Origin of the sequence: Actinomyces stomatis (assembly GCF_031292835.1) — a bacterium.
Taxonomy (GTDB): domain Bacteria; phylum Actinomycetota; class Actinomycetes; order Actinomycetales; family Actinomycetaceae; genus Actinomyces; species Actinomyces stomatis.
Window position 1 is genome coordinate 85252 of sequence record NZ_JASPEP010000008.1, and the last position, 14370, is coordinate 99621.

Annotated in this window: 10 protein-coding genes and 1 pseudogene; 9 read left to right on the forward strand and 2 right to left on the reverse strand. The window is 68.4% G+C overall.

Annotation, left to right across the window (positions count from 1 at the left end; translation table 11 throughout):
- Positions 1-402: 402 nt before the first annotated feature.
- The 3 genes and pseudogenes from fecE to RIV12_RS06725 form a co-directional block, all read left to right on the forward strand.
- Positions 403-504, forward strand: a pseudogene (fecE, locus tag RIV12_RS06715) (Fe(3+) dicitrate ABC transporter ATP-binding protein FecE); the annotation flags it as partial.
- A gap of 281 nt (positions 505-785) precedes the next feature.
- On the forward strand, positions 786-1808 hold the full coding sequence (locus RIV12_RS06720; RefSeq protein ID WP_309322917.1) for a zinc-dependent alcohol dehydrogenase family protein: 1023 nt from the start codon (positions 786-788) through the stop codon (positions 1806-1808).
- 125 nt (positions 1809-1933) lie between these two features.
- Positions 1934-2485, forward strand: a complete 552-nt coding sequence (locus RIV12_RS06725) for an NAD(P)H-dependent oxidoreductase (RefSeq protein ID WP_309322910.1) — start codon at positions 1934-1936, stop codon at positions 2483-2485.
- Between the two features lie 84 nt (positions 2486-2569).
- On the opposite strand, the gene RIV12_RS06730 is transcribed toward RIV12_RS06725, so the two are convergent.
- A complete protein-coding gene (locus RIV12_RS06730; RefSeq protein WP_009394633.1) occupies positions 2570-3064 on the reverse strand; it encodes a GNAT family N-acetyltransferase in 495 nt (164 codons plus the stop codon).
- A gap of 94 nt (positions 3065-3158) precedes the next feature.
- The gene (locus tag RIV12_RS06735; protein ID WP_309322911.1) at positions 3159-4487 is read right to left on the reverse strand and encodes an NAD(P)H-dependent oxidoreductase; all 1329 of its coding nucleotides are present in this window, start codon (positions 4485-4487) and stop codon (positions 3159-3161) included.
- 259 nt (positions 4488-4746) lie between these two features.
- Between RIV12_RS06735 and RIV12_RS06740 the strand changes: the two genes are divergently transcribed.
- From RIV12_RS06740 to RIV12_RS06765, 6 genes are all read left to right on the forward strand, one after another.
- Positions 4747-5640 (forward strand): inositol monophosphatase family protein, encoded by an 894-nt coding sequence (locus RIV12_RS06740; RefSeq protein WP_075419206.1) that lies wholly within the window; start codon positions 4747-4749, stop codon positions 5638-5640.
- A 109-nt stretch (positions 5641-5749) separates the two neighbouring features.
- On the forward strand, positions 5750-6862 hold the full coding sequence (locus RIV12_RS06745; protein ID WP_075419207.1) for an ATP-binding protein: 1113 nt from the start codon (positions 5750-5752) through the stop codon (positions 6860-6862).
- Positions 6863-7108: 246 nt separating this feature from the next.
- The gene (locus tag RIV12_RS06750) at positions 7109-7945 is read left to right on the forward strand and encodes an undecaprenyl-diphosphate phosphatase (RefSeq protein ID WP_309322912.1); all 837 of its coding nucleotides are present in this window, start codon (positions 7109-7111) and stop codon (positions 7943-7945) included.
- A 235-nt stretch (positions 7946-8180) separates the two neighbouring features.
- The gene (locus RIV12_RS06755) at positions 8181-10667 is read left to right on the forward strand and encodes a tetratricopeptide repeat protein (protein ID WP_428978920.1); all 2487 of its coding nucleotides are present in this window, start codon (positions 8181-8183) and stop codon (positions 10665-10667) included.
- A 51-nt stretch (positions 10668-10718) separates the two neighbouring features.
- Complete coding sequence (locus tag RIV12_RS06760) at positions 10719-12044, forward strand: metallophosphoesterase family protein (protein WP_309322914.1); 1326 nt, start codon at positions 10719-10721, stop codon at positions 12042-12044.
- The coding region (locus RIV12_RS06765) for an AAA family ATPase (protein ID WP_309322915.1) at positions 12041-14370 on the forward strand (2330 nt) is incomplete at its 3' end. The genes RIV12_RS06760 and RIV12_RS06765, both read left to right, overlap by 4 nt.

Sequence of the window (14370 nt, forward strand, 5' to 3'; positions counted from 1 at the left end):
CCTCCTCGCCGCCGAAACAACTCCATGCACCCCCTGGCCGGGCGACGCTGCCCGTCCAGGTGGTGTATTGACATTACCCGTCCACACGCCCCCACACCAGACCTTGACGCCACCCTGTGGAAAACCGCGACACAGGAGCCTCCACGCCCCAGAGGGGCAGTTCAGCGACCCTCGCGTCACCCTGGCCCGCGGCCACCCGCTCGCGTCCGAGGTCGAGGAGAAGCGATGTGGCTGCGTGAGCCGCGCTCACACTCCGCCACCTGACCTCATAGGACTCCACCAACCATCACACAACCGAAACGACACCCCACGGGTAGCCCGACACTCAGCCCGCAGCACACTCAACTCAGGCCGCCAAGATTCCAACCAGCACCGACCCGGAAAATCGAGGAAGCCCTCGGCCTGGAGGCCCAGGTCATCTCCGACCCTCTCACCGGAACCCCGCTGGTTCTGCCCCTTCCGCGCGGGACCGCTGCGACGACGCCGGCAGGTGTGGCCGGGTAGGGACTGGAAGGGCCCGCAATCGGGCTTCGGCCGAGCGCGATCATCCGTGATCGTCCGCAACCGTCGCCGCCCGCTCGCCGGCACCGGTCTTCGCCCGCTCTCGGGCCGAATCACGCCACCCCCTAAACCGAGGCCGGTCCCCCGCAGCCCCACTGGGTAGCCCTGATAGAACCTGCCAGACGGTGGACCCACGTTGAGGCACGCGCCTAGTCTTCACGTATCAACCCGCACTGATGTGAGGACTGCTTGTGACTGCTTCTGCACCCACCCTGCCCACCACCATGCGCGGCGTCGTCATGCACGCCGCCGGTGACGTCCGCGTCGAGGACCGCGAGGTCCCCCACGTCGTCGAACCCACCGACGCCGTCGTCAAGCTCGAGGCCGCCTGCGTGTGCGGCTCGGACCTGTGGCCCTACCGGGGCATCTCCCCCCTGGAGGAGGCCCGCCCTATGGGCCACGAGTACGTGGGCACCGTCGTCGAGGTCGGCGACGAGGTCAAGAACGTCAAGGTCGGCGACTTCGTCGTCGGCTCCTTCTGCCTGAGCGACAACACCTGCGAGATCTGCGAGGACGGCTACCAGTCGCGCTGCGCCAACGGCGGCTTCATCGGGGACACCCAGGCCGAGTACACGCGCGTGGCCCTGGCCGACGGAACCCTCGTCGTCGTTCCCGGCGGCAAGCCCGAGGACCCCGAGATCATCGCCTCGCTGCTCGCCGCCTCCGACGTCCTGGGAACCGGCTGGTTCGGGGCCGTGGCGGCCCAAGCCGGTCCCGGCAAGACCATCGCGGTGGTCGGCGACGGCGCCGTGGGCCTGTCCGCGGTGCTGGCCGCCAAGGCCCTGGGGGCTGAGAAGGTCATCGTCTTCTCCCGACACGAGGACCGGGCCGCCCTGGCCCGCGAGTTCGGCGCCGACGTCGTCATCGCCGAGCGCGGCGACGAGGGCGCCGCGAAGGTCAAGGAGCTCACCGGCGGCTACGGCGCTCACGGCGTCGTCGAGGCCGTGGGCAACCAGACCTCGATGATGCAGGCCATCGCCTCCTGCCGCCCCGGCGGGCACCTCGGCTACGTGGGCGTGGCCCACGGCGTCTCCCTGCCCGGGGACCAGCTCTTCTTCGCCGAGATCAACATGCTGGGCGGCCCCGCCCCCGTGCGCCGCTTCCTGCCCGACCTCATCGACCGCATCCTCAAGCGCGAGATCAACCCCGGCAAGGTCTTCACCCTGCGCCTCCCACTGGAGGAGGCCCCCGAGGCCTACAAGGCCATGGACGAGCGCCGCGCCATCAAGGTGCTCCTGGAGCCCTGACCTGCTCCGTGCCCGCCCGGCACCCCAGGTGCATGGCACCGGGGAGGCCCAGGGCACGACGTCGTTGACGTCGCCCCACCGAGCGACGCACCACCCACCATCACCGCCTGACAACAGGAGCATTCATGAAGACCCTCGTTCTCGTCTTCCACCCCGACATGTCCGCCTCGCGCGTCAACCGGCCCCTGGCGGCCAGGGCCGAGACCCTCGGTGACGACGTCACCGTGCGCTACATGTACGACATCTACCCCGACCAGAAGGTCGACGTCGCCGCCGAGCAGGCCGCCCTGGAGACCGCCGACCGGGTCGTCCTCCAGTTCCCCATGTACTGGTACTCCACTCCCGCCCTTCTCAAGCAGTGGCAGGACGACGTGCTCCTCTACGGCTGGGCCTACGGCTCGACCGGCAAGGCCCTGGCCGGCAAGGAGCTGCTGGTGGCCGTCAGCACCGGCGGCTCCAGTGACGCCTACAGCCACGAGGCCTCCTACGGCTACACGATCACCGAGCTGCTGCGCCCGCTCCAGGCGACGGCGAACATGGTCCAGATGACCTACCTCGAGCCCTTCACCACCACCGGGACCCTCACCATCACCGATGAGGCCCTGACTCAGCGGGCCGAGGACTACGCGGCCGTCCTGCAGTCCAAGGACCTGCCCGTCCTGGAGCTTCACGGCTGAGCACGCCGGCACGCAGCTTCCACAAGTCCGAGGGCCCCAGACCGGCGAACCGGCCTGGGGCCCTCGGCGCGTCTCACGGGCGTCTCAGTCGCCGTCGGCCAGGTCCTTGAAGTAGCGTGCCACCGGCCAGCGCTGGAAGCCGAGCCCCTCATAGGTGGCGCGGGCCGGGGCGTGCCCGTGGTCCCCGCCGGTCTCCACCATCACCATGGCCATTCCCGCTGCCCGGGCCCGTTCCATGGAGTGGTTCATGAGGGCCCGCCCGATGCCGCGACGCTGGTAGTCGGGGTCGACGACGACGATATAGACCTCCCCCATCCGGTCCTCGGGGTGCAACCGGGTACACACCCAGCCCACCGGGCGCCCCTCGAGGACGGCGACGTCGACGCCGTCGGGCTCACCATCGAGGACCTCGGCGAGATCTGCGACCTGCCGCTGCCGCCAGCCCTCGGGGTAGAAGGAGTGGTAGACGAAGGCGGGCACGTCCTGCTCCATAAGCGGGAACACCGGGGCCCAGGCGCGCAGGGACAGGTCCAGCAGCGCCTGACGCTGCTCCGGCCGGTACGCGACGATCTCAACCATGCCAAGATCCTACGGCGCTCCCCATGGATACGCCGGGTCCCCGCCGGTCATCGCGCCGGCAGGGACCCAGAAGGCTCAGGACCGCTCAGGAACTTCAGCCGAAGATGTCGAGCAGCGGGAGCTCAGGGGTCTGGAGGACCGCGGCGTAGTCCTGCGCACGGCCGGCGATGGCCTCATCGGTGATCTCCAGGGCACCCACCGACAGGAAGGGCACCGCGTACTTGGTGCCGATGACTCGCGAGGTCCCCTGCATGGGCCGCAAGAACTCGTGGATCGTGTAGATGTGCGCGCCCTCGCGGCCGTAGGCGCTGCCGGCGCCGCCGACACTGACGGCCAGAAGCAGCTCCTTGCCGTGCAGGGCGGTGCCGGTCGAGCCGTAGGCCCAGCCGAAGGTGAGGACGTCGTCGAGCCACTTCTTGAGCAGGGGCGGGCAGGAGAGCCAGTACATGGGGTACTGCAGCACGATCCGGTCGGCGCCCAGCAGGGCCGCCTGCTCGGTGGCCACATCGATGTTGAAGTCGGGGTAGATGTCGTACATGTAGCGCACGGTGATGTTGCCGCCGAGCGACTCCGCCGCGGCCCCGAGGGCCTTGTTAACCCGCGACTCGGAGATATTGGGGTGGAAGACGAGAACGAGAGTGTTCACGGAGGACTCCCTGGTGTCGTTGGACTGTGATGCGGGGGATGCTCCCCGTGAGGCGCCGTGGTCGCCGGCGCCGGAGGCGGACAGGACGTCGCTCAGGCTGGAGAAGCCGCCGATGATGACCTCCACCTTGGGAGCCATCGCGCTGCGGTCCAGCCAGGACTCCTTAGGGCGGAAGGGGACGCGGTCGGCGTCGTCGCCGCCGTGCAGCTCGTGCGGCCCACGCATCCCCAGGGCGGCGCCCGAGCCGCCGAAGCGCTCGTCCCACATGCGGGTGGCGGCGTCGATGCCTCGCTCGCCCTGACCCGGCCGACGGTCGGACTCGATGGTCTCCGCCATGGCGACCGCCTGTTGGTGGGCGGTCAGAACCGTCGAGAGGGTGTAGTTGAGCGCCAGGTAGGCGTCCTCGCTGCGCAGACCACCGGAGACGAGGGCGTTGTGGGCGCGCTTGGCCACGGACATGAAAGGCACGTAGGCCCAGGCCAGGTTGATGAGGGTGTGGTCCAGGCCGGGATGGGCGTCGAGCACGTCCCACAGCGAGTCGGAGAGCTGGCGCAGGTAGTCCTGCCAGCTCAGGCCGGTGGGGGGCAGTGTGACGTCGGCGGACACACGCTCCAGGCAGGCCACGAGCAGGTCGTCGCGTGAGCTGACGGTGCGCCCCAGATCAGCCGCACTCACCCCGAGCCGACGCGCCACCTTGCCCATCGTGAACCGGTCCACACCGATCTCAAGGGCCGCTGTGACGACGTCATCCCTGGTAAAACCGGCACTATGCTGCATTGAGCCTCCCGGGTTGGGTCATACTCGTCAGCGTAACGAACCAATAACAGGCCGCCAAATCGAAGGCGCCTATCCACATGATGACCGACGCCGTTCTTCCGCAATATAACGATAAAAAACCACCTCTCCTCCGCATTGCTCACACAGTTCGGAATCTCAAGGCGGGATAACGACTCGACGCTCCTCTGGCGGCCCACCCGGTGGCGCGCCCGACAACGGTGGGGTCTCACCGAGCCCCCTCCCCCGTTACCGTGGTGCCATGAGCGAGACTCCCCGCCCACAACGCCCCGTCTTTCCGGAACCGCCCGCGGCGCCCTCACCGGCAGCGGCACCGCCCGCTGTGACGGCACCCCCGGCCAAGCAGCGGCGGTGGCGCGACGACCTGCACCTGGCGCACACGATCGCCAACAAGGTGGACAGCCTCACCCAGGCCCGTTTCGACGCCGGCAACTTCACCGTGGAGACCAAGTCGGACCTCACCCCGGTCACCGAGGCCGACAAGGAGGCCGAGCGCGTCATCCGCGAGCAGCTGGGGCGGGCACGCGGACGCGACTCCGTCCTGGGCGAGGAGCTGCCCACCACCGGGCACTCCTCACGTCAGTGGGTCATCGACCCGATCGACGGGACCAAGAACTTCGTGCGGGGCGTGCCTGTGTGGGCCACGCTCATCGGCCTCATCGAGGACGGCCAGTGCGTCGTCGGACTGGTCTCCGCCCCCGCGCTGGGGAGGCGCTGGTGGGCCGTGTCCGGCGGCGGGGCCTGGACCGGGCGCTCACTGAGCTCGGCGCGGCGGCTGTCGGTGTCCGGCGTCGACGACCTCACCCGGGCCTCGATGTCCTACTCCTCGCTGTCGGGGTGGGCCCAGACCAAGCGGCTGCGCGGGATGCTGGGGCTCATGCAGTCGTGCTGGCGCACCCGCGCCTACGGGGACTTCTGGTCCTACATGCTGGTGGCCGAGGGCGCCGTGGATCTGGCCGCCGAGCCCGAGCTCGAGCTCTACGACATGGCGGCACTCGTTCCCGTCATCACCGAGGCGGGTGGGCGCTTCACCTCCCTCGACGGCGAGCCCGGCCCCTTCGGGGGCAACGCGGTGGCCACGAACTCGCTGCTGCACGACGTCGCCCTGCACCACCTGAGCGCCGAGACGGACTGAGTCGCCGCAGCCAGCCGAGCCTTCACCTCCCATCACTGGAACTCAGCACGCCCTAAAGTTATAAAAGATCTAAAAGATCTAAAACGCGCAAAAGTGGAGACGATCACGCATGGCCAACCCCTTCAAACCCACAGCGGGCGCAACGCCTCCCTTACTTGTTGGCCGCAACCGCGTCATCGAGGAGTTTCTGGAGAGCCTCGATGACGGCCCCGGAGCACCCGGACTCCTGGAGCTCATCACTGGCGCTCGGGGCGTCGGGAAGACCGTCATGCTCACCGCACTGGGAGACTCGGCACGAGAGCGCGGCTGGGTGGTCGTTGATGAGACCGCACGCGAGGGACTCATGGATCGCCTCGCCGCCGAATTCACTCGCCAGTTATCGCAGCTCGCCGGCAAGGAGCGCTCACGGTTGACCTCCTTGAGCCTAAGCACACCGCTCGGAGGCGGTAGCGCAACACTCGAGCACGCACCTGCTCCTGAGCCCTCCTGGCGGCAGAAGGCGCGAGCACTGACCCAGTGGCTCGCGGAGCACGGCACCGGCCTGCTGCTCACGATCGACGAAGTGCATGCCATTCCGCGCGAGGAACTGCGAGCCCTGTCCGCAGAGGTGCAGCACCTCATTCGCGAAGGGGCTCCCATCGGCCTGCTCATGGCAGGACTCCCCAAAGCCGTTGAGGAGCTCCTCAATGACGACATCACCACCTTCCTGCGTCGAGCCGAGCGGATAGAACTCGGTGAGGTGGCCATCGACGACGTCTGTGAGGCCCTGAAGTCGACCTTCGACACGGGCGCGAAGGCGTTGAGCAACGACCTGGCCCAGGAGTGCGCGAACGCGACCGACGGTTACCCATTCATGATCCAGCTCGTGGGGTACCAGGTGTGGAAGCACAGTGGCGATGGCCCAGTGACCCAGCCATCAGTCGCCGCAGGAACGACCGCTGCCCGACTGCGCCTCGGCAACCTGGTTCATGCTCCGGCACTACGCGACCTGTCCGACGTCGACCGCACCATGCTCGTGTGCATGGCCAAGGACGACGGCCCCTCACAGATCGCCGACATCGCCGAACGCATGGATCGCCCTGTCAACTACGTGTCGGTCTACCGCAACCGGCTGCTCGCCGCCGGGATCATCAAGACCGCCGGCTACGGCAAGGTCGACTTCGCCGCCCCCTATCTGCGTGAGTACCTGCGCGAGCACGCAGCGCACCTCGTCATGGAGTGAGGCGCAGCCGCAGCCGACCACCCGCAGCCACACGCCGGGATCACGCGGGCTGGACTTGCCACGCATCCAACGTTATAAAAGGGTCACAAACTTATACGCGGCCGCAGAACTGGGCGTTTGACCCGGCGTCGCCGCGCGGCTGAACCGCCACCGCTGCGGCGGGTACCACAGTTACCCGGCCGTTTCCCCACCTTGTGCGCCGGTAACCTGCCGTGAGTCCACCATCCATCCACCCCAGGAGTCCCTTTGAACTGGCTGCACGCCGTCCTCCTCGGCATTGTCGAGGGCATCACCGAGTTCCTCCCGGTGTCCTCCACCGGGCACCTCAACATCGTCGAGAAGCTGCTCGGCTACGAGATCAACTCCGCGGGCATGACCGCCTTCACCGCCGTCATCCAGGTGGGTGCGATCCTCGCGGCCATCATCTACTTCTGGGCCGACATCGTCCGCATCGTCACCGCCTGGTTCAAGGGCCTGAGCAACAGGCAGGCCCGCCAGGACCCCGACTACACGCTCGGTTGGGGCATCATCCTGGGCTCGATCCCGGTGGCCGTCGTCGGGCTGCTGTTCAAGGACTTCATTGAGGGACCGGTCCGCTCCCTGTGGGTGATCGCCGGGGCCCTCATCATCTGGTCGGGGGCCATGTGGTTGGCCGACCACCAGCAGAACCTCAGCAAGGGCATGAAGGACGTGACCGTCAAGGACGCCCTCATCATCGGTGCGTTCCAGGCCCTCTCCCCGGTTTTCCCCGGCATCTCCCGTTCCGGGGCGACGATCTCCGCCGGCCTGTTCCTCAAGTTCGACCGGGTGACGGCTACGCGTCTGTCCTTCTACATGGGCATCCCGTCCCTGGTCGCGGCCGGGCTGCTGGAGGCAGCAACCGAGGCCAGCACCATCAGCAACACCGTGGGCTGGACGCCCACCATTATCGCGACCGTCGTCTCCGGCATCGTCGCTTACGCGACCATCGCCTGGCTGCTGCGCTTCGTGTCCTCCAACAAGTTCACCTCCTTCCTCGTCTACCGCGTGCTGCTGGGCCTGGTCATCATCGCCCTGGTCTCCGCCGGCACCATCGCCGCCTGACGGAGTCCTTTTCACCGGCACCGGTCCACCGACCGCAGCATTCTTCGCGTGGGGCAACGGATTTTTCCGTTGCCCCACGCTATTTCTGTGTTCCTCAGCATCGAACCCTGATGCCTCACGAATCCTGCTTCTGCATTTCCGCCCACTTGTACGATAGGCGGTATGGCCGCCCCTGGGGTAAGCACAGACTCACGAGCCTCTGACGACGACTAAGGACATCAGGGAGATCCATAGCATGATCACACACCACCAATCCGCTTCTCCGACGAGAATTCGCTTCGGCAGTCACCCCATGATCGTCGCCGATTTTGTCAAGCGGCAAGGGCAGGATGACCTCTTTCATGCCGTTGTCACTCGCGCCGAGCCCCGCACAGTTCTGATGGGGATGCGGGGATGCGGTAAGACTCAGCTGGCCGCAGCGGTTGCGGCCAGGTGCGAGAAGGAGGGCTGGCCCTTGGTCGCGTGGATTCATGCGGCTTCGCGCAAGGAAATCATTGCCAACCTCTACGAGCTCGCGCTGCGGATCGGTATCTACGCGCCGAGCAACATCCCCCTGGAGGTCATTGTTCGGCGCCTCCTGGATCAGTTGCGCTCAGCGAATGAGAGCAACCGTCTCTTCGTCTTCGACAACGTGGAGAATCCCGACGACCTGAGAGACCTCATCCCCGAGGGCGCCGGAGTTCGGACCATCATCACTACGACGCGCCACCTCGACGGGGAGGGCCTGGGGTGGTTGCGGTTGACGGTTGGCGCCTTCGATCGGGAGCAGTCGATCACCTTCCTGTGCGAGCGCACCGGAGACACTCACCGCGACGCAGCTGACCGAATCGCGGATGCACTTGGCGACACGCCCGTCGCCATCGCCCAAGCCGCTGCGACAGCAAAAGGGGGTGGATGCACCTTATCCGGCTACCTTGACAGGCTGAGCAATCACCCGCTCGAGTCACGCATCAGTCGCCTCGAGGGTGATAACTACCCTGACGCCGTCGGCATCGCACTGCTCATGGCATATGAACAGGCCTTGGAGCAGCTCAGCACCAAGCACCCTCAGCAGGAGAGGATCGCCATATCGCTCCTTGACGCACTGTCCCTCCTGGGTGCGTCCGGAGTACCGACTCACTGGCTCTTGAGGCTCGACAACAACTCCGACGACGCACGCAACACCCTGTCTTTCCTGAAGAGCACTTCCATCCTCCAAGAATCCAGCGACGGCGACAAGACCATTATTCACCGCCTCCAGGGACACGTTTATCGGGACACCTACCTGAGCAACCAGAAGAAGCCCGGTGAGGCACGTACGTCCGCCACAACAGTTCTCAGCGGAATGGACGTAGACCGACTAGAGAATGTTGAACAGCGGCGGCATGAAACCCGCAATCTCATCGAGCAACTACTCTCAGTCACATCACAGGACTACTCTCATTCATTGTATTCCGAGCCACAAGTGTCTTTAAAGCTCGCCGAGACACTGCAATGCGCAACCAGCCTTGAGATATCGCAGATAGCCCTTACTCTCACTGAATCCGTGACTCAGGTCTGCGACACTTTGGGCCCCCACCACCCCCACACCCTCTCCCCACGCAACGAACTCGCCCGCGCCTACCGGGCGAGCGGCAGGCTCGACAAAGCCATTGCCATGTACAAGCAGATCCTCGAGGATTCCACCCGCATCCTGGGAACCGACCATCCCAGCACTCTCGCCTCACGCGACGACCTCGCCGCCGCCTACCGGGATGCGAGCAGGCTCGACGACGCCATCCCCCTGTACGAGCGGATCTTCGACGACGTCATGCGCATCCTGGGTCCTGACGACCTCGGCATCCTGGCCTCTGGTCTCAACCTCGCCGACGTCTACCGGGATGCGAGCAGGCTCGACGACGCCATCGCCATGTACAAGCAGAACCTTCAGGACTCCGCCCGTATCCTGGGCCCCCACCACCCCCGTACCCTCGCCTCACGCAACCATCTCGCCGGCACCTGCCGGGACATGGGCAGACTCGATGAGGCCATCTCCCTATACGAGCAATACCTCGAGGACCTCACCCGCATTCTGGGTCCCGACCACCCCGACACCCTCGCCTCGCGTAGCAATCTTGCCGGCGCCTACCAGGCAGCGGGCAGACTCGACGAGGCCATCTCCCTCTTCGAGCAGAACCTCGACGGCCGCACCCGTCTCCTCGGCCCCGACCACCCTGGAACCTTGGCCTCACGGCACAATCTCGCCGGCGCCTACCAGGCAGCGGGCAGACTCGACGAGGCCATCTCCCTCTTCGAGCAGAACCTCGACGACTTCACCCGCCTCCTGGGCCCCGACCATCCCGACACCTTCACCTCACGTAGCACCCTCGCCGGCGCCTACCAGGCAGCCGGCAGACTCCACGACACCATCCCCCTGCACGAGCAGACCCTCACCGACCGCGCCCGCACCCTGGGGCCCGATCACCCCGTAACCCTCACCTCACGTAACAATCTCGCCGGCGCCTACCAGGCGGCCGGCAGGCTCAACGAAGCCATCGCCCTGCATCGGCAGACTCTCAAAGACAGCATCCGATCCCTGGGCCCCCACCACCCCCACACCCTCACCTCACGCAACAACCTCGCCAGCGCCTATCGCGCCGCAGGTCGAATTGAAGAGGCGGTGGCGCTCTTTAAGACACCATCGGACTCAGTGGACGAGCAGAACGGCACGAAGGACGACTCTGACCAGGAGACCGGTCACTGACCGCCACAGGGCGCCGTCATTGATGTCGGTGGGCTGTGAGACAGTGTCCGCATGCGGATCCTCCACACCTCCGACTGGCACCTGGGGCGCACCTTCCACGGGCGCGTGCTCGATGACGCACACGCCGCCCTCGCCGACCATCTCGTCGAGCTCGTCACCGCCGAGTCAGTCGACGCCGTCCTCGTCGCCGGGGACGTCTACGACCGCGCCATCCCGCCAAATGACGCCGTCGCCCTCCTCGATGAGACGCTGCGCCGCCTGACCGAGCGCACCCGGGTGGTCCTCACCCCCGGCAACCACGACTCCGCCCGCCGCCTCGGCTTCGCCGCCGACCTCATGCGCGAGGGCCTCATCATCCGGGCCCGCACCGCCGGTCTCGACCGCGGCATCGTCCTGCCCGACGCCGACGGGAACGAGGCCGCCATCGTCCATGCCCTGCCCTACCTCGACCCCGACGCCGCCCGCGAGATCCTCCCGCCCCTCCTCGCCGAACGCCTCGGCGAGGAGACCCCCACGAAAGACACTGCCGGAGGGGACCAGGACGAGAACCGGGACGCCTCCTCCCAGCCCGGCCCGCCGGAGCGCCCGCGCCTGCCCCGCTCCCACGAGGCCGTCGTCTCCGCCGCCCTGCGCCTCGTGGCGGCGGACCTGGACCGTATGCGCGCCGGCCGCAGCCGGCGCCTGCCGAGCCTGCTCATGGCCCACGCCTTCGTCGTCGGCGGCGAAGCGTGCGAGTCCGAGCGGGACATTCGCGTCGGCGGCGTCGACTCCGTGCCCTCCGGCGTCTTCACCACCCTGGGCGGCTCGGCCCTGGCCGAGCGCAGCGGTGGCCTGGACTACGTCGCCCTCGGTCACCTCCACCGTCCCCAGGAGCTCACCCGGCCCGCCGGCCCGCGCCTGGTCTACTCCGGCTCGCCCCTGCCCTTCTCCTTCGACGAGGCCGAGGGCGCCCGCAACTCCGCCACCAAGTCCTCCGTGCTGCTGGACCTGGGCGCCGACGGAGTCACCGGCCTCGAACGCATCCCCACCCCGGTCCTGCACCAGGTGCGCACCCTGACCGGCACCATGCCCGAGCTCCTCTCCCCCGCCTTCGACGACGCCACCGGCGCCTGGGTGCGCGTCATTCTCCAGGGTGAGCGGCCACCCGGCGCCCTGGCCACCCTCAAGGAGCGCTTCCCCGACCTCCTGGCCTTCCAGCACGAGGCCCCCACGCGCACGGCCCGCGAGCGCATCACCGTCACCGCCGCGGCCGACCCGCTGCGCATCACCGAGGACTTCTTCGACGACGTCTGCGGGCGCGCTGCGCAGCCCTCCGAGCGCGGCGTCCTGCGCAGCGCGTACGAGTCCGCCCTGGCGAGCGCGAGGAGCGAGCGATGAGGATCCACTCCCTGACCATGACCGGCATCGGCCCCTACGCGGGGCGGGAGCACATCGACTTCGACGCGGTGGGCGCCTCGGGCCGCTTCCTGCTCACCGGCCCCACCGGGTCGGGCAAGACCACCATCATCGACGCGATCGTCTTCGCCCTCTACGGGGACGTGGCCGACTCGGCCGACTCCTCCAAGGAGCGCATCCGCTCCACCCTCGTGGGCCCGCACATCGAGAGCGTCATCGAGCTCGTCTTCTCCACCGGCGCCGGCGTCTACCGGGTGCGCCGCACCCCCACCTACGAGCGGGCCAAACGGCGCGGCCAGGGCACCACCACCCAGAACGGCACCGTCAAGCTCTGGCACCTGGCCGAGGTCGGCGGGGAGCCGCTCGACGAGCCCGTCACCCGCGTGGGCGACGCCGACGCGGAGATCGCGCGCGCCGTGGGCTTAAGCCGGGAGCAGTTCACGCAGACGGTCGTCCTGCCGCAGGGCAAGTTCGCCCGGTTCCTGCGCGCCGACTCCTCTGAGCGCCAGCACCTCCTCAAGGACGTCTTCGGCACCGGCATCTACGACGCCATCCAGGACGCCCTCATCCAGGCCTCCCGGGACGGGGCCCGGAGGGTCGAGCAGGCCGCGGCCGACCTGCGCGGGCAAGTCGCCTCCCTGGGACGGCACCCCCTCCTCTCTGAGGCCCTCTCCCCCATTGAGACTGCAGATGCCATTGAGGAGGCCGACGGCGCCGATCAGGCAGTTCTCCAGGATGACTCGTCACCGGAGGCCCCGTCCGGAGGGACCCAGGAGGCACTGCCGCTGCCCATGGATGACGCCGACCGTGAGGAGCCGGAGGCGGTCGGCGCCGGCCCTGCTCCAACGCCGGCTCAGGCCTTGGAGGCGGCGATGGCCGGTGCCACCCCGGACCTGGTGGCTCTTCGCCGCGTCGGGGCCGAGGTGCTGGAGGCCTCGCGCGGCGGTGCCCGGCGAGCCGATGCTCAGGCCGAGGTCGCGGGGAAAGTGCTCGCTCGGGCTCGGGCCGCTCGTGAGGAGGCCCAGAGCCTCCACGATCTCCTGGAGCGACGCCGGGTGCTGGTCGAGGAGAAGCAGCGGCTGGCCGAGCGTACCGAGCAGGACACCGCCAATGCCGAGCGCCTTCGGGACGCCGAGCACGCCTCCCGGGTGCGGCCCTACCTGACTGCCGAGCAGGCAGCCCGTGGCCGCGCCCAGCAGGCCGTCGCCGCTCTGGCCGCTCGCGCCGACCAGAGCGGCCTGGCCCACCTGGCCGAGCAGGCCGAAGTCACCAGTGCCGGCAGCACAGAGGATGCCGCCGGCAGCGACACTCACAGCCATGGTGCTGAGGAGACGCCCGCCGCCCTCGTCGAGCCTCTGGTCCGTGAAGCGCGGCGCCAACTCGCCGCGCTCGAGGATGAACCGAGCGGGACAAGGGCCGGCGCTACCGAAGCGGGCGCCCTGACCTCGCAGGACTCCGAAGCCGCTGAGGCCCCCATGGCGGCCGATGCATCCGAGACGGCCCACGCCGAGGCACTCAGCCCCCGCGGCCTTGACGACCTGGCGCACCAGTACCGTCGCGAGCACGGGCAGCTCGAGGCCCTCGTCGACCTGGAGTCCGGACTCCCAGCCCGCGAGAGCGCCGCGGAGCAGCGGGAGGTGGAGCTGCAGCGCGCTGCCGCCCAGCTGGAGCAGCAGGCGGACAAGCTCGCCGAACGCCCCGCGCAGCGCACCGCCCGGGTGGAGGAGCTGGAGGCGGCGCGCGCGGCCCACGAGCGCCTCGAGGGCCTCCAGGGCCGCCGTGCCCGGGCCGAGGAGCGTCACCGGGCCGCCCTCGCCGTCGAGCAGCTCAGCGCCCGGCTCACTCAACGGGAAGAAGCGTGTACCCAGGCGGCCGCGCTCGCGCGGGAGGCGACCGAGCGGGTTCGCGCCACCCGCCTGGCCTGGATCTCCGGGACCGCCGGGGCGCTGGCGGGCGAGCTCACCGAGGGCGATCCCTGCCCCGTGTGCGGCTCGACCACGCACCCCTCCCCCGCCTCCGCAGGCACCGACGGCGCCACCCGCCAGCAGGTCGAAACCGCCGAAGAGCACCAGAAGCAGGCTGACGAGGCGCTCAGCGATGCCGTCCGGGAGCGGGACGCCTGTGCCGCCCGACTTGAGGAGGCCCAGCGCGCCAGTGACGGCATGGATGCCCCCACCGCCCAAGAGGCGCTGGAGGCGGCTGCCACCGCCCTGGCCGCGGCTCAGGCCGCAGCCGACGGCGTCGACGAGCTGGTCGAGCGGCTCGAGGCCTTCGATGCCGGCACCGAGCAGGAGCGCGCCGCGCTCGA